A 15,669-nucleotide genomic window follows, 5' to 3' on the forward strand; every position below is an offset into this window, starting at 1 on the left:
GGCACCCCACACCCCAGCACGAACAAAGGCCCCCATATGTCCTCCAGCGCTGCCCTGACCCGGCTTGCTGAACACCTGCAGCGCCTCTTCCACCGGGACGGCAGGCCCACGCGGCTGCATCCCGCGTCCCTCTGGGGCGAGGCCGCCAGCACTGCCGGCCTGGCCCTCGCCCCGGCCGGCCGCGCCGTCCGCAAGCTCTGGCTGGGCTACGCGTGGCCGGTGCTCTCCGTGGTGAGTGTGCTGGGCTGGTCCGTGCTGGCGGCCGCGATCCTGCTGTGGACGGTGGGCCAGGCCTTCGGCTGGCAGGAAGCGAAAGCGGCAGCCATTGCCGCCTTTGTGCTGTTCGCCCTGGCCGTCGGCTTCATCCTGGGCCGGTCCTCCTACGGTGTGGTCCTGGATCTGGCCCGCACCCGGGTCGCGGTGGGGGACAGCGCCGTCGGCAGCATCGCGGTGTCCAACACCTCCGCCCGGCCGCTGCTGCCCGCGGACCTGGAACTCCCGGTCGGCGCCGCCACCGCCGTGTTCCACCTGCCCCGGATGAAACCGCAGCAGGTCCACGAGGACCTGTTCACCATCCCCACCGCGCGCCGCGCCGTGATTGTGGTGGGCCCGGTGCGCTCCGTCCGCGCCGACCCGCTGCACCTGCTGCGCCGCCAGGTCCTCTGGACCGAACCCGAGGACCTGTTTGTGCACCCCAAGACCACGGCACTGGCCGGCTCGGCCGCCGGATTCATCCGCGACCTCGAAGGCATGCCCACCACCGACCTGTCCAGCGCCGACGTGTCCTTCCACGCCCTGCGCGACTATGTGCCGGGCGATGACCGGCGGCACATCCACTGGAAGACCACGGCCCGCACCAACAAGCTGATGGTCCGCCAGTTCGAGGAGACCCGCCGCGCCCACCTCGCGATCGCACTGTCCATCAACACCGACGAATACGCCTCCGAGGAGGAGTTCGAACTGGCCATCTCCGCCGCCGCCTCGATCGGACGGCAGGCCATCAGCGAACAGCGCGACCTCGACGTCCTGACCCAAAAAGGGCCGCTGCGCTGCGAGACCGGCCGCAACATGCTGGACGACATGACCCGGATTGTCGGCGCACCGCAACGCAAGAACGCCGTCGACCTCGCCCGGACCCTGGCGGACACAGTCCCCAACGCATCCGTGGTGTTCCTTGTGGTGGGCAGCAACGTCACGGCCGCCCAGCTGCGCTCCGCCGCGGCATCCGTACCCCTGGGGGTCCGCAGCCTCGCTGTCCGGCTCCAGCTCGGCGCCGCCCCGGCCCGGGCCAACATCGGGGACCTGACAGTCCTCACCCTCGGGGACCTCTCCGACCTGGCCATCGTGCTGAGGAAGGCTGCCGCATGAGTTCCGCACCAGCAACCCGACGCCGCACCACCGCCGCGAAGCGCAGCGGCTTCGCGGACGGCCAGCCGGCCTGGCACTACGCGCTCGACGCCGGTGCCCTCACCGCGCTGCTCGGCCTCGGCGTCCTCGGCTTCAGCCTCAGCTTCGGCGGCGATCCCTACTACCTGGTGGCAGGCTTCGGCGGCATCCTGCTGGGCCTGGGCCTGGCAGCGGCCAGCGTGCACTACCGCCTGGGGCTCCTGATCACCGCTGCCCTGACCCTCGGCGCCTACCTCGTCTTCGGCACCGCCCTCGCCGTGCCGGAGGCCGCCATCGCGGGCGTCCTGCCCACCCTCGACTCGCTGCGCACCCTGCTCCTCGGCGTGGTATTCGCCTGGAAGGACATGCTCACCGTCGGGGTTCCCGTGGGCACTGCCGGCGGCACGCTGATTGTGCCGTTCCTGAGCTCGCTCCTCACCGCCCTGGCCGCCGGGCTGCTGATCTGGCGGCGCAAGAGCCCCTACTGGCCGCTGCTGCCGGTGCTGGTGCTCTTCGTCACCGGCATCGCCTTCAGCACCAGCGCCGGCTTCCTTACGGTGGAACGCGGCATCGCGCTCACCGTCATTGCCATCGCCTGGGCCACCTTCCGCCGCGATGCGCTCCGCCGCAGCGACACCCGCAAGGTCTCCGTCAACCGGCTGGAGAAGGACGAGGCCACCGCCCGCGCGGCCAAGGCACGCCGGCTGGGAACCGCCGCGGCGGTGATCGCAGCCGCCGTCGGGATCACCGCCGTCGTGTCCCCGATCGTCACCGCGGACGACAACCGCCGGGTGCTGCGCAACACCATCGTGCCCCCGTTCGACCCCAAGGACTACGTCACCCCGCTGGCGAGCTTCCGGAACTTCGTCAAGGACAAAAAGGACGACAGCCTCTTCGTGGTCAAGGGCCTGCCCAAGGACGCCCGGGTCCGCCTCGCGGCGCTCGATTCGTTCAACGGCACCAACTACACCATGGACCCCAACGGCTCCGGCAGCTTCAGCAAAGTGGGTGACGCGAAGTCCCTCAACACCCTCGCGGACTCCACCGGGATCGTCCCCACCACCAACTACACCCTCGACATCACCATCGAGGACTACCAGGGCTTCTTCCTGCCGGGCGGCACCAAGACCACCGGAATCAGCTTCGCCCGGGACGGCTCCGGTGCGGCCACCGGACTGTACTTCAACGCCGGGACGGACACGGCCGTGACCACCAAGGGCCTGGCCCGGGGCGACGCCTACCAGGTCCAGGTGGCAGACCCCGCCACCCTGGAACACGGGCAGCTGACGCAGTACGACTTCGCCCGGCTGTCCCTGCCGGACCCCACGGAGGTGCCCCCGGTGGTCGGTTCCCAGGCGAACGACCTCTCCGCCGACGCCCCCACCGCCATCGACCGGGTGCGCCAGATCGAGGCGCACTTCCAGAAGACCGGCGCCTTCAGCAACGGCCTGATCGCCGAAGGCCAGCTGCCCAGCGTCTCCGGCCACGGGGCCAACCGCATCCGGAGCCTGCTCACCGCCAAGCAGATGCTGGGCGACGACGAACAGTACGCCGTCGCGATGTCCCTGATGCTGCGCCACCTCGGCATCCCCTCCCGGGTGGTGATGGGGTTCTACCCGGATCCCAAGAGCCCCGAAAACGGCGCCGGCGAAGTGAAGATCACCGGCAAGGACGTCCACGCCTGGGTGGAAGTCGCGTTCGACCGGGTGGGCTGGGTGTCCTTCGACCCCACCCCGCCCAAGGACAACGTGCCCATCCCGCCGGACCCGGAGAGCAAATCCAAGCCCAAGCCGCAGGTCCTGCAGCCGCCGCCCCCGCCGCAGGAGCCCGCGGACCTGCCGCCGGATTCCTCGCCGGACGCGCTGGACGCCGACGAGAAGAAGAACAACCCCTGGCTGTTCTGGGGCCCCCTCCTCACGGCGATCGGCATCGCGCTGATCCCGGTCGGGATCCTCGCGCTGCCGCTGCTGCTCATTGCGCTGCTGAAGTCCCGCCGCCGGAAGTCCCGTTTCAGCGACGGGCCTCCCGCGCAGCGCGTCGGCGGCGGCTGGAACGAAGTTCTCAGCCTGGCGACCGACCTCGGCGCCGGCGTCGACACCCGCGCCACCCGGCGCGAGTCCGCCGTCGTGCTCGCGGATGCCTTCCCGGCCGCCGGGGGGACCACCACGCTGCTCGCCAACCGGGCCGACGCCGCGATCTTTGGTGCGGGCCAGCCCAGTGAGGACCAGGTGCGGCAGTACTGGGAGATCGTGGACGGCTCGCTCAAGGAGATGACCGGAGGCCTCGGGTTCTGGGGACGGCAACGCGCCCGGTTCTCACCGCGTTCCCTGCTCGCCGACGGCAGGGCGGTGCTGAAACTGCAGGGCCTCCGGCCTGTGCTGCCCGGCAGGAAGGGCGTGGCAGCAGGTGGGCAGGAATCGCCCGCAGGTACAGTGGAACCCGGTCCGGCCGCAGGAGTACCCAGTGACGGTGCTGACGGCGCCGGGTCCACGACCAGCCACACCGCCAGCCAGACCGCCAGCCAGACCGCCAGCCAGACCGCCAGGAAGACTGCCAGGAAGAGCCGCAACGAGCCATGACCGACGACGCCGAGCGCTGCCCGCGCTGCCAGCAGCCGCTCCGCGCGGGAGCAGCCTTCTGCACCTCGTGCGGGACGCCGCTGAGCAACCGTTCCGCGCGGAACGCCCGCAACGCGCGGGAGCATGCCCAGATCCCCGGTAGTATCCCCGTAACGCCGGGCCCGGCCGCGGGCCACGGACAAGGGGGAGGTCCTGCCGTGCCAAGCAAACTTGAGCTGGTTCCCGCAACTGCCGGGAAACGGCTGGCCGCAGCCGTGCTGGACTGGCTGCCGCCGGTCACCGTCCTGGCGATCCTTTTGGCGCTCGGGTTCGCCGGCATCACCCGGACCCAGCGCGGCGGGTTCATCGTCTACGACACCTCCTCCCTGGTGCTCTTCGGAGGCATCGGCGCGGGCGTCACCCTGGCCTACGTGGTGGTCCTGGCCATCCTCGAAGGCCGGTCCGGCGCAACCCCCGGCAACCGCCTGATGGGCATCCGCAGCACGGACGCCGACGGCTATGCCCCGGGCGGCGGCGCGGTGTTCCTCCGGGGCCTCATCACCGGTGCCGGCGTCCTGCTGGCCGTGGTGGCCGCCGCCGCGGTGGTGGTCTTCCAGTGGTTCGGCATGGCCCTGCTGATCCTCGGCCCGCTCCTGTTCCTGGGTGCTGCGTGGGCTGTCCTGGTGGTGCTGTCCAGCACCTGGGACCGCAACGGCAAGCTCCGCGGCTGGCACGATACGGCCGCGAAAACGCTCGTCTTCGACGTCAAGGCCGGACGCAACCCCATCACTACCGGCGGCATCGCCGGACCGTACAGCTTTGCGCCGCTGGACCTCCCGCCGGTCCAGCAGGTGGCCTCGCCGCTGGCCGCGGCCGCTGCTGCCGCCGCGCCCGCTCCGGCGGTGCTCGACCCCAACCAGTGGCAGCCGCCCGCCGCCCCCGTCAATCAGGTCCAGCCGCCCGCCACGGTTTTGCCTTCCGCAGTCCAGCCGGCCGAGGTGCGTCCTGCCGTCCAGCCGGCCGCCGCCGCCCAGCCCGCCCGGGTCGCCGTCGAAAGTTCCCCGGTCCGGCAGCTGCCGCATCCGGATGACGACCACGACCGCACCCAGGTGCGCGGCGACACCCACGCCCCGGTGACCGTGGCCATGCTCCGGATCCGGCTGGACGACGGCCGCGATATCGAACTGGACCGTACGGTGCTGATCGGCCGGAACCCCGCCGGCCACCCCGGCGAGGAGTCCGTGCAGCTGATCCCGGTCGCCGATCCGGGCCGCTCGATCTCCAAAACCCACCTTCACCTGCTCGCCGGCAACGGGGGCGTCTGGGTGACGGACCGCAATTCCACCAACGGCAGCGCCGTGACCACCCCGGACGGTATCCGTACCGCCCTTGCGGCCGGGGAGCCCACCCACGTCCGCCCAGGTTCCACCGTCCACTTCGGTGACCGCTCCTTCTACCTAGGACAGGCATGAATCCCTCGCCGGCCGCTGTTCCCTCCGCCCCCGGTCCCGACACCGCCCCCGTACCCGCCGCTGCCACGTCCCTGGACGAAGCCGCGAATGCTGCCGGAGGCGGCCCCGACGTGGCCGCCGGCGCCGCCTCAAGCCTGCGCCTCAACTGCGGCTACGGCACTGACCGCGGCCTGCGCCGGGAAATGAACGAGGACTCCTTTATCGCCTCCGACCCCGTCTTCGCGGTGGCGGACGGCATGGGCGGCCACGAGGCCGGGGAGATCGCCAGCGGCATCTGCGTCCGGACGCTCGCCCGGATCCCGCAACTGGCCAGCGGCAAACGCGACGCGACCGCCGGCGTCGTGCAGGAACACCTGCTGATGGCCGACGAGAGTATCCGCGAGGCCACGGGCTCCCGCGCCGGCACCACCCTCTCCGGTGTTGTGGTGGTGGAACAGACGGGCGTCCCGTACTGGCTGGTCCTCAACATCGGCGATTCCCGGACGTACCGGCTGAGCCAGGGCAAGCTCACCCAGGTCAGCGTGGACCACTCCGAGGTCCAGGAACTGGTCGACGCCGGGCAGATCAGCCAGGCCGAGGCTGCCGTGCATCCGCGCCGGCACGTCGTCACCCGCGCCCTCGGCACGGGCGACGAGATTGAGGCCGACTACTGGCTGCTGCCCATGGACGAAGGCGACCGGATCCTGGTCTGCTCCGACGGGCTCAACGGCGAACTCGACGACCAGCACATCGCCAACATCCTGCGCGCCCACGCGGACCCGCAGGCGGCCGTGGACGAACTCATCCAGGCCGCCCTCCGCAGCGGCGGCCGGGACAACGTCACCTGCATCGTGCTGGACGCCACCAACGTCACCCACCACGACGCCGCCGCCCAGACGGCGCCGCGCAGCGCAGCCGCAGCGGAGGACGAGGACACCCTGCCCCGCACCGATGCCCTGGATCTGGCCCCCAACGGGGAGCTGCTCCCCGGAGCGGAAACGGCTGACGGGGCGCCGGCCGGGGCAGTTGGCCCCGAAGTGCCGGCCGCTGAAGAACACGCTGCCGCAGCCGCTGACGCAGCCGCTGAGGCAGAAAAAGCCAAGGACCCGCATGATGGCAAGCAGTAACCCCGCCGCCGCGCGCTACACACCCGGCAGCTGGCTCGGCGTGGTGCGCTCCGGAACCGTGGTGCTGCTGCGCCCGGACAGCGGGGCGGACCTCGTCGACTCCCTGTGGAAGCTTCTGGCCACCGGCCCCGAGGCCCATGAAGTGCTCGACGCCGTCTCCGCCGCTTCGGGCGGTTCCCTGGCCCGGCTGCCGTGGTTCGCGATTGTGGCATGCCGCGGCCCCGTCCAGGTGTTCCTCCGCGGCGAGATCGACCTCACCGTGGACCTGCCCTCGGGCCCGGCGGAACTGAGCGGCCGCGATGTCACTACCTGGACGGAACGGCGCTTCGCGGCGGCCGACGGGTTCAGCCTGACAGTCCCCGCGGACGAAACCGCTGCCGAGTCCGTCGGCACCGCGGACCAGGCACAGGACGCAACCCAGGACCAAGCACAGGACTTGCCATTGACTGACGGGGTGGTCCTGCTGCGGGCCCTGCGGGTGGACCTCACCGGCGCCGCACCTTCGGCCGGCACCGGGTCCGTGCCCACGGCTGCACCCGCGGCCGCCGGGTCCGTGCCCGCGGCTGCGCCCGCGGAGGCCGCCGTGATTGCTCCTGCCGAGATTGCTCCCGCCGCCATTCCGCCCGCGGCGACAACGGCCGCCCTGGCGGCCGGCCCGGTGCAGCCGGACCCCGGGGCAGCGGACGAGGCCGCTTCGGAGGATGAAGTCCTGGCGGCCGCCGAGGCTGACATGGCCGCCGGGCTCACCGACCACGGCGCCTCCGCGGAGACTGTGCTGGAGTTCTCCGAAGAGGATCTCGACGCCGACGCGCAGGGTGACCCAGCTCAGGATGACCCCGCGCAGGATGACCCAGCCCAGGATGACCCCGCGCCGGACACCGGCCCCGCCGCGGAAACTGATGATGCTGCTGCGGCGTCCCCGCAGCAGCCCGACAGTGCCCCGGAGCCTGCCGCCGCGCCGGAACCGGCCGAGCAGGAGCCGACCAGCAGCTACGACCACCTCTGGGAACAGACCGTGATGCGGAGCATCGAAGACGCCGCCGTCCGCGAGGACCCCGACGCCGATCCCGCCGTCGAATCTGCTTCCGAGCCCGCAGCAGGCTCCGACCACCGCAGCGGTCCCGGGGCGGATCCGGCGGGCTCCCCGGAACCCGGGCATTCAGAAACCCCGGGCCCGGGCACGGCGCCTGAGGTTCCGGAACCTGACACCGCCGGCCCCGCGCCCGCTGCTGCTTTCGCGCCGGAACCGCCGGCGGCACCACGGAACCCGCTGCCCACGGGCCTTATCGACTCCGTGCCGTGGAACACCGGCGGCGACCGGCCGTCGGCGTCCCCGGCATCCCCGCTGGCGCCGCCAGCTGTCTTCGTGCCGCCGACGGCCTTCGTCCCGCCGTCCGCCCCGCAGGCACCCGCCCCGCAGATGCCGGCCGACGCCGACCACGACGGCCAGACGATCATGAAGGGCGATCTTGCCGGCGCGCAGCCGCGGCCCGCAGCCGCCCCGGACCCGGGCGCCGCCCCGTCCACCGGTCCCATGGTGCTGGCCCGGGTCTGCCCGCAGGGACACGCCAACCCCTCCACCTATTCGCAGTGCGGGCGCTGCGGTGCGCCCCTGCCCGGCGACGGCATCCAGGTCCGCCGCCCCCGGCTGGGCCGGATGCGGCTGTCCACCGGCGAGCTCATCGACCTGGACCAGTCCCTGATCGTGGGACGCCAGCCCTCGGTGTCGCGCGTCCAGGGCGCCGTCATGCCGAAGCTGGTCCAGGTGGCGAGCCCCAGCGGGGACATTTCCCGCTCGCACGTCGAAGTCCGGCTGGAAGGCTGGCATGTGATGCTGTGCGACCTCAAGGCCACCAACGGCACTGTGCTGATCCGCGAGGGCCAGCCGCCGCGCCGGCTGGCCCAGGGCGAGATGGCCATCCTGCTCGACGGCGACATCGCCGACGTCGGGGACGGCATTTCCCTGCGCTTTGAGGAGATCCCGTGAGTACCAAACGCCCGGTCGCCCCGCCGCCGGCCATCCCCGGCTTCACCTACATCAGCCTGCTCGGGTCCGGCGGGTTCTCCGACGTCTACCTCTACGAGCAGGACCGGCCGCGCCGCAAGGTGGCCGTCAAGGTGCTGCTCTCCGACCTGAAGACCGAGGGCGCCCGGCGCCGCTTCGAATCCGAAGCGAACCTGATGGCACAGCTGTCCTCGCACCCGTACATCGTGACGATCTTCGAAGCGGAGATCACCGACGCCGGGCACTCGTACCTGGCCATGGAGTACTGCTCCCGGCCCAGCCTGGACGTCCGCTACCGGCGCCAGCGGTTCAGCGTGGACGAGGTCCTCGCCGTCGGCATCCAGGTGGCCTCCGCCGTCGAGACCGCCCACCGGGCCGGAATCGCGCACCGCGACATCAAGCCCGCCAACATCCTGGTCACGGACTACAACCGGCCCGCCCTGACCGACTTCGGCATCTCCGGCACGCTGGCCGGGGACGCCGACGAAGACGCGGGCATGTCCATCCCGTGGTCCCCGCCGGAGCAGTTCACCGGACACCAGGTGGACGGCGTCCTGGTGGACGTCTGGGCGCTCGGCGCCACCCTGTACACCCTGCTGGCCGGCCGGTCCCCGTTCGTCCTGCCGGGAGCGGACAATTCCCAGCGCGAACTGATCTCGCGCATCACCAACCTGCCGCTGCCCAGGCTGGGCCGCGCCGACGTGCCGGAATCCCTGGAGCTGGCGCTCTCGACGGCGATGGCCAAGTCCGCCTCCTCCCGCTATTCCTCCGCGCACGCCTTCGCCCTGGCCCTGCAGCGGATCCAGGCCGAACTGAACCTCTCGGTGACCCCGTTCGAGGTCCTGGAGGAGCCGCGCGCCGAGGAACACCACGCGGACGACGGCGTCGAGGAAACCCGGGTCCGGAGCGTCGCCGCGATCGACCCGGACGCCACCGGCAACGCGCCCACCTTCCCGGCCCGGCTCCCGGCCGGTGACACCGGCGGTGACACCGGAGGGGAGCCTGACAACGCCACCACCTTCAACAACCGGACGGTCCAGCGGCCCCGGGCACTGCCGGGGTTCGATGCCCCCGCCCCGCGGCGGCCGGCGCCGGACGACGACGACCTCGCCGCCACCGTCAACCGCTCCAGCGCCGCCCCGTCCGCCGACACGGCAGGCAGCGACGGCGTCGACGGCGCGGGGGAGGAGACCAACGGCCACGGCCGCCGGAACCTAATGCTGGCGATCGTCGGCGGCACTGTGCTGGTAGCCGCCGTCGGCCTGGGACTCGTGGCGGGCACCACCCGGCCCGATCCGGCACCGAAAGCCACGGACCAGGTCAGCAAGCCGCCCGCGGATGCCCTGGACAACGGCACCGTCCCGGACGTCACCGGGCTGGCCGGCACGGCCGGACCTGCCGGGAAGGTCAGCTTCACCTGGACCAATCCGCAGCCCAAGCCCGGCGACAGCTACAAGTGGCGGGTCCACACCCTCACGGGCGACGGGCCGTACCAGGCCGCCGACGGGCCGGCCGCCGAAATGGCGGCGAACCCGAGCGAACCCAGCTGCATCCAGGTGATGATCGTCCGCAGCGACGGGGCCTCCTCCCCGCTGGGACCCGATTCAATCGCCTGCGTCCCGAAGTAGCAGGCCTCCGAAGTAGCAGGGCACCAGCGCGCCAACCGGCAGTGCACGGCACCGGCACCACACACCAACGACTTCCCGGAAAGGTACGGATGATGGGGGATCTGGCAATAGATTTCTGCGGCGAATGGCATGAGCCCTCGGACGAGGACATCTTCAGCATCGGCCGCGAGGGCGACCTTGAGGTGGACGACAACCCCTACCTGCACCGGCAGTTCCTGCAGATCGCCCGCTACGACGGCATCTGGTGGCTCAGCAACGTGGGCAGCATGCTCTCCGCGACCATCGCCGACGCATCCGGCGGAATGCAGGCCTGGCTGTCGCCGGGGGCCCGGATCCCGCTGGTCTTCAGCCACACCAACGTCATCTTCACCGCCGGCCCCACCACCTACGAATTCGCCGTGCACCTCCGGACCCCCGCGTTCCGGCAGGAATCGCGCGAGGAGGACAGCGGCGGGGACACCACCATCGGCCCGGTGGTGTTCACCGACTCGCAGAAGGCACTGATCGTGGCCCTCGCCGAACCCGTACTGCGCCGCGAGGGGACCGGCTTCAGCGCCATCCCGTCCTCCGCCGACGCCGCCAAGACCCTGGGCTGGGCGCTCACCCGGTTCAACCGGAAGCTCGACAACGTCTGCGACAAGCTGGACCGGGTGGGGGTGGCCGGCCTCCGCGGCGGCGGCGGAAAACTCGCCACCAACCGCCGGGCCCGGCTGGTGGAGCACGCCGTCACCTCGCACCTGGTGACCCCGGCCGACCTGTACCTGCTGGAAAAATTCCGCACCGGCGAACCCGGCCCGGACGACGCAAGCCCTGACAACACAAGCCCGGACAACAAAAGCCAAGACCAGAAGAAGGGCGGCCAAGGGTGAGAATCCGACTGACGCTGCGCCGCGACCCAGCCGAGGCCAAAGACCTGGCCGTCACCGTGGACGGGCTCGCCACCGTCGCGGACATCGCCACCCAGCTGTGGGCGGCCGACCCGGCACGCCGGGGGACCCCGCCGCCGTCGAACCTGTCCCTCAGCATCGAGGAAGCCTTCGCCGCCGGCGGCCTGAAAGGCACCACCCTGGACCGCGGGGACAACCTGCTCGAATCCGGGCTGCGGCCCGGCTCCATCGTGTCGCTGACCCAGCTCAGCGAGCAGTTCGGGGCGCCGGCGGCAAACCGGGGACCCGCCGCGGCGACGCTGCGGGTGCTGTCCGGGCCCGACGTCGGACGCGAATTCTCGCTGCCGTCCGGCACCAGCTACATCGGCCGGGGCCGCGACGCCGACGTCCGGCTCACGGACCCGCTCACCTCCAAACGCCACGCCCGCATCACCGTCGGCGAGAGCGTCGAGATCGTGGACACGAATTCGGCCAACGGCCTGCTGATGGACGGGCTGCCGGTCACCCGTGCCACCCTGAACTCCTCGGACACCGTGGCCCTGGGCGACACCACCGTCGCCGTGGTGCAGCTGGGCACAGGGCACGGCGCGGGGCCCACGTCCCCGCTCATCGACTTCAACCGTTCGCCCCGTGTGGTGCCGCGGTTTGAGCAGCAGAAGCGGATGCTCCCTGCCGGCCCCAAACGCCAGGAGCACCACGCGTTCCCGTACATCATGCTGCTCGCGCCGCTGATGATGGGCGGCATCCTCTTCGCCGTCACCCAGAACGTGCTGTCCGTCGTGTTCATGCTGATGATGCCGCTGTTCATCGTGGGCCACTACGTGGACCAGAAGCTGCAGGCCAAGCGGGAACGCAAGGAACAGCACAAGCAGTTCCGCGAATCCATGGCAGCCTTCCGGACGGACATCACCCGGCTGCAGAACGTGGAGCGCTCGGTCCGGCTGCAGGAAGCACCGTCGGTCAGTGACACGGTGGACTCGATCTACAAGCTCGGCCCGCTGCTCTGGACCCACCGGCCCGAGCACACCGGGTTCCTGGGCCTGCGCTTCGGCCTGGGCACGGCCCCCTCGAGGATCCAGTTCGAGGAGCCCAACAGCAACGACACCGAGGCCGAGTACATGGCCGAAATCCGCGAGTGCATGGCGCAGTTCCAGGACATCGAAGGGGTGCCGATCGTCTCGCAGCTGCGCACCGCCGGGTCCTTCGGCCTCGCCGGTTCCCGCGGCCTGGTCGACGACGTGGCCCGCGGCATGGTGCTGCAGCTGGTGGGGCTCCACTCGCCCGCGGAAGTGGTGGTGGCTGCCATCACCTCGGCGCAGTCGAAGGACCGCTGGGAGTGGCTGCAGTGGCTCCCGCACGTCGGCTCCGGCCACAGCCCGCTCAGCGGCGACCACCTCGCAGCAGGCCCGGCCGGCGGTTCGGCGCTGCTCTCCCGGCTGGAAGACCTGATCGACCAGCGCGAGGCCGCCGCGCAGGAACCCCGCCCGGCCCTGCGGCCCGGCCTCGACCCGCTCAGCACCGACCTGCCCGAGCCGCTGGTGCCCACCGTGCTGCTGGTGGTCGAGGACGACGCCCCCGTGGACCGCGGCCGGCTCACCCGGGTCCTCGAGCGCGGCCCGGACTCCGGCGTGCACGTGATGTGGGTGGCCTCCTCCGTGCAGCAGCTGCCCGCCGCGTGCCGGGACTTCATGGCGGTCGACGGCGACCACGGCACCACCACCGGCCAGGTCCGGCTGGGCCGGCACACCTTCCCGGTGAGCTGCGAAAGCCTCGACGCCGGCCTCGCGGCCCAGCTGGCCCGCATGCTCTCGCCCGTCGTCGACGTCGGCAAGCCCCTGGAGGACGACTCCGACCTGCCGCGCGCGGTGTCCTACGCGACGCTGATCGGCAAGGACTTCCTGGACAACCCGGCGGCCGTGGCCGAGCGCTGGACGGAAAACAACTCCGTGCACGCCTCCGCGGTCCCCAACCGGAAGGACAACGGCACCCTGCGGGCGCTGGTCGGTTCCAAGGGCATCGAACCGCTCTACCTCGATCTCAAGAACGAGGGGCCGCACGCGCTGGTCGGCGGCACCACCGGCGCCGGCAAGTCCGAGTTCCTGCAGTCCTGGGTGATGGGCATGGCCGCGGCGTACAGCCCGGACCGGGTGAGCTTCCTGTTCGTCGACTACAAGGGCGGCGCCGCGTTCGCGGACTGCCTGCACCTCCCGCACACCGTGGGCCTGGTCACCGACCTGTCCCCGCATCTGGTCCGCCGCGCGCTGACCTCGCTGCGGGCCGAGCTGCACTACCGGGAACGGCTGCTGAACCGGAAGAAAGCCAAGGACCTGCTGGAACTGCAGCGCGAAGCGGACCCGGAAGCGCCGCCGTACCTGGTGATCATCGTGGACGAGTTCGCCGCCCTGGCCACCGAGGTGCCGGAGTTCGTCGACGGGGTGGTGGACGTCGCCGCCCGCGGCCGTTCCCTGGGCTTGCACCTGATCCTGGCCACCCAGCGGCCCGCCGGTGTCATCAAGGAGAGCCTGCGCGCCAACACCAACCTGCGGGTGGCGCTGCGGATGGCCGACGAGGACGACGCCGTGGACATCCTCGGTGTGCCCACCGCGGCCTACTTCGATCCCTCCATTCCCGGCCGCGGCGCCGCCAAGACCGGCCCCGGCCGGATCCAGGGCTTCCAGACCGGGTACGCCGGCGGCTGGACCACGGAAAAGCCGCAGCGGCCGCAGATCGAGATCGTCGAGATGGCCTTCGGCTCCGGCCCGGCCTGGGCCGCCCCGGCCCCGGAAACCCCGGTACGGGAGGAGGCCGCGGGCCCGAACGACATCGCCCGCATGACGGCCAACATCATCCGGGCCGCCGACGTGCTCTCGATCGAGCCGCCCCGCAAACCCTGGCTGGACGAGCTCGCCACCACGTACGACTTCTCCAAGCTGCCGAACCCCCGCACGGACGAACGGCTGCTCCTCGGCGTCGCGGACGACCCCGCGCACCAGGACCAGCCCACCGTGTTCTACGAGCCGGACCAGGACGGCAACATGGCCATCTACGGCACGGGCGGCTCCGGCAAGTCCGCCGCCCTGCGCGGCATCGCCATCGCCGCCGCCGTCACCCCGCGCGGCGGCCCGGTGCACGTCTACGGCATCGACTGCGGCTCCTCGGGGCTGAAGATGCTCGATGAGCTGCCGCACGTCGGCGAGATCATCAACGGCGACGACGTCGAACGCGTCGGCCGGCTGCTCCGCTGGCTGCGGGACCTCGCCGACGACCGGTCCGCCCGCTACGCGGAGGTCCGCGCGTCCACCATCGTGGAGTACCGCACCCTGGCGAACCAGCCGGAGGAGAAGCGGATCTTCGTGCTGGTGGACGGCATGTCAGCCTTCCGCGAGGCCTACGAATACAGCAAGCTCTCGGCGCTGTGGGACATCTTCCTGCAGCTCGCCACCGACGGCCGCCCGCTGGGCATCCACCTGGTGGTCAGCGCGGACCGGCCCAACTCCGTGCCCGCGTCGCTGCTGGCCTCCATCCAGCGCCGGCTGGTCCTGCGGCTTTCCTCCGAGGACGACTACCTGTCCATGGACGTGCCCAAGGATGTCCTGGGCCAGGCCTCGCCTCCGGGCCGCGGCCTGCTGGGCAGCCTCGAGGTGCAGCTGGCGGTGCTGGGCGGCAACTCCAACCTGGCCGTGCAGGCCCGCGAGGTGCACAAGCTCGCCGACGCCATGCTGCGCCAGGGCATGGAACGCGCGCCGCGGATTGAACGCCTCCCGGACCAGATCGACCTCGAGATCCTTCCCGCCGGCAGCCCGGACCTGCCGGTGATCGGCGTCGACGACGAGACGCTCCAGCCGGCCGAGATCCTGGCCAAGGGCCCGCTGCTGCTGGCAGGCCCTCCCGGCTCCGGCCGCACCGTGGCCCTGGTGACCCTGGCGTACGCGCTGCGCCGCTCCAATCCCGGCGTCGAACTGATCTACCTGGGCTCCCGGCGCTCGGCCGCCGCGTCCCTCAAGCTGTGGGACCGCTCCGTGGTGGGTCCTGACGACGTTGAGGAAGCCCTGGACGAGCTGGTGGACTACTCCACCGGCACGCCGGGCAAGCTGGCCATTTTCATCGAGGGCCTGACGGACTTCACCGACACGGGCGCGGAATCCGGGATCGAACGGCTCATCACGTCCTCGATCAAGGCCGAGCAGTGGGTGGTGGGCGAATCCGAGACCTCCACCTGGTCCTCGGCGTGGTCCCTGGCGCAGCCGTTCAAGTCCGGCCGCCGCGGCCTGCTGCTCAACCCCGGGGACATCGACGGCGACAGCCTGCTCAGCACCTCGCTGGGCCGGATCAGTACCGACTTCATCCCGGGCCGCGGCTACATTGTGGGCCGCGGCAAGGTCCGCAAGCTCCAGGTGGCGCTGCCGCCGGAGAACCGGAACTAAACCCGTTGCGCTATCAGTTGTGGTTGCTTCCGGGCCGTGTGATGTCTCACCTGATCGTTGACACTTCATGTCTCAGCTGATCGTGGACATTTCATGTCTCAGGACTTCGTGGACGGTTGCTTGCCCGGGCCGTTGAGGCCGATGTAGACGGTTCCTTTGGGCGGGCGTGGGTGGCTGATGATTTCCGTTCCCCGGGCGTCGAA

8 protein-coding genes are annotated in these 15,669 nt (G+C 71.2%); all 8 read left to right on the forward strand.

Going from position 1 to position 15,669, the window contains the following annotated elements; genetic code table 11:
• The first annotated feature begins 36 nt into the window (after positions 1 to 36).
• The 8 genes from AR539_RS07865 (at position 37) to AR539_RS07900 (ending at position 15,466) form a co-directional block, all read left to right on the forward strand.
• On the forward strand, positions 37 to 1,368 hold the full coding sequence (locus tag AR539_RS07865; protein WP_066434480.1) for a DUF58 domain-containing protein: 1,332 nt from the start codon (positions 37 to 39) through the stop codon (positions 1,366 to 1,368).
• The gene (locus tag AR539_RS07870) at positions 1,365 to 3,965 is read left to right on the forward strand and encodes a transglutaminase-like domain-containing protein (RefSeq protein ID WP_231728536.1); all 2,601 of its coding nucleotides are present in this window, start codon (positions 1,365 to 1,367) and stop codon (positions 3,963 to 3,965) included. The genes AR539_RS07865 and AR539_RS07870 overlap by 4 nt, the downstream gene beginning before the upstream one ends.
• On the forward strand, positions 3,962 to 5,416 hold the full coding sequence (locus AR539_RS07875; RefSeq protein WP_066434488.1) for an RDD family protein: 1,455 nt from the start codon (positions 3,962 to 3,964) through the stop codon (positions 5,414 to 5,416). Before AR539_RS07870 ends, AR539_RS07875 begins: the two co-directional genes overlap by 4 nt.
• On the forward strand, positions 5,413 to 6,522 hold the full coding sequence (locus tag AR539_RS07880) for a PP2C family protein-serine/threonine phosphatase (RefSeq protein ID WP_082699246.1): 1,110 nt from the start codon (positions 5,413 to 5,415) through the stop codon (positions 6,520 to 6,522). Before AR539_RS07875 ends, AR539_RS07880 begins: the two co-directional genes overlap by 4 nt.
• Complete coding sequence (locus AR539_RS07885) at positions 6,506 to 8,509, forward strand: hypothetical protein (protein WP_066434490.1); 2,004 nt, start codon at positions 6,506 to 6,508, stop codon at positions 8,507 to 8,509. Before AR539_RS07880 ends, AR539_RS07885 begins: the two co-directional genes overlap by 17 nt.
• On the forward strand, positions 8,506 to 10,155 hold the full coding sequence (locus AR539_RS07890) for a serine/threonine-protein kinase (protein ID WP_066434492.1): 1,650 nt from the start codon (positions 8,506 to 8,508) through the stop codon (positions 10,153 to 10,155). Before AR539_RS07885 ends, AR539_RS07890 begins: the two co-directional genes overlap by 4 nt.
• Positions 10,156 to 10,247: 92 nt before the next feature.
• Positions 10,248 to 11,024: a hypothetical protein gene (locus tag AR539_RS07895; protein WP_082699323.1), complete on the forward strand. Its 777-nt coding sequence runs from the start codon at positions 10,248 to 10,250 to the stop codon at positions 11,022 to 11,024.
• Positions 11,021 to 15,466 (forward strand): FtsK/SpoIIIE domain-containing protein, encoded by a 4,446-nt coding sequence (locus AR539_RS07900; RefSeq protein WP_066434494.1) that lies wholly within the window; start codon positions 11,021 to 11,023, stop codon positions 15,464 to 15,466. Before AR539_RS07895 ends, AR539_RS07900 begins: the two co-directional genes overlap by 4 nt.
• Positions 15,467 to 15,669: the final 203 nt, after the last annotated feature.

This window comes from Arthrobacter sp. EPSL27 (assembly GCF_001512305.1).
In the GTDB taxonomy this organism is placed as follows: Bacteria; Actinomycetota; Actinomycetes; order Actinomycetales; family Micrococcaceae; genus Arthrobacter.

Coding starts and splice junctions, on each gene's coding strand:
- AR539_RS07865 (WP_066434480.1), top strand. CDS start 37: ATGTCCTCCAGCGCTGCCCTGACCCGGCTTGCTGAACACCTGCAGCGC.
- AR539_RS07870 (WP_231728536.1), top strand. CDS start 1,365: ATGAGTTCCGCACCAGCAACCCGACGCCGCACCACCGCCGCGAAGCGC.
- AR539_RS07875 (WP_066434488.1), top strand. CDS start 3,962: ATGACCGACGACGCCGAGCGCTGCCCGCGCTGCCAGCAGCCGCTCCGC.
- AR539_RS07880 (WP_082699246.1), top strand. CDS start 5,413: ATGAATCCCTCGCCGGCCGCTGTTCCCTCCGCCCCCGGTCCCGACACC.
- AR539_RS07885 (WP_066434490.1), top strand. CDS start 6,506: ATGATGGCAAGCAGTAACCCCGCCGCCGCGCGCTACACACCCGGCAGC.
- AR539_RS07895 (WP_082699323.1), top strand. CDS start 10,248: ATGGGGGATCTGGCAATAGATTTCTGCGGCGAATGGCATGAGCCCTCG.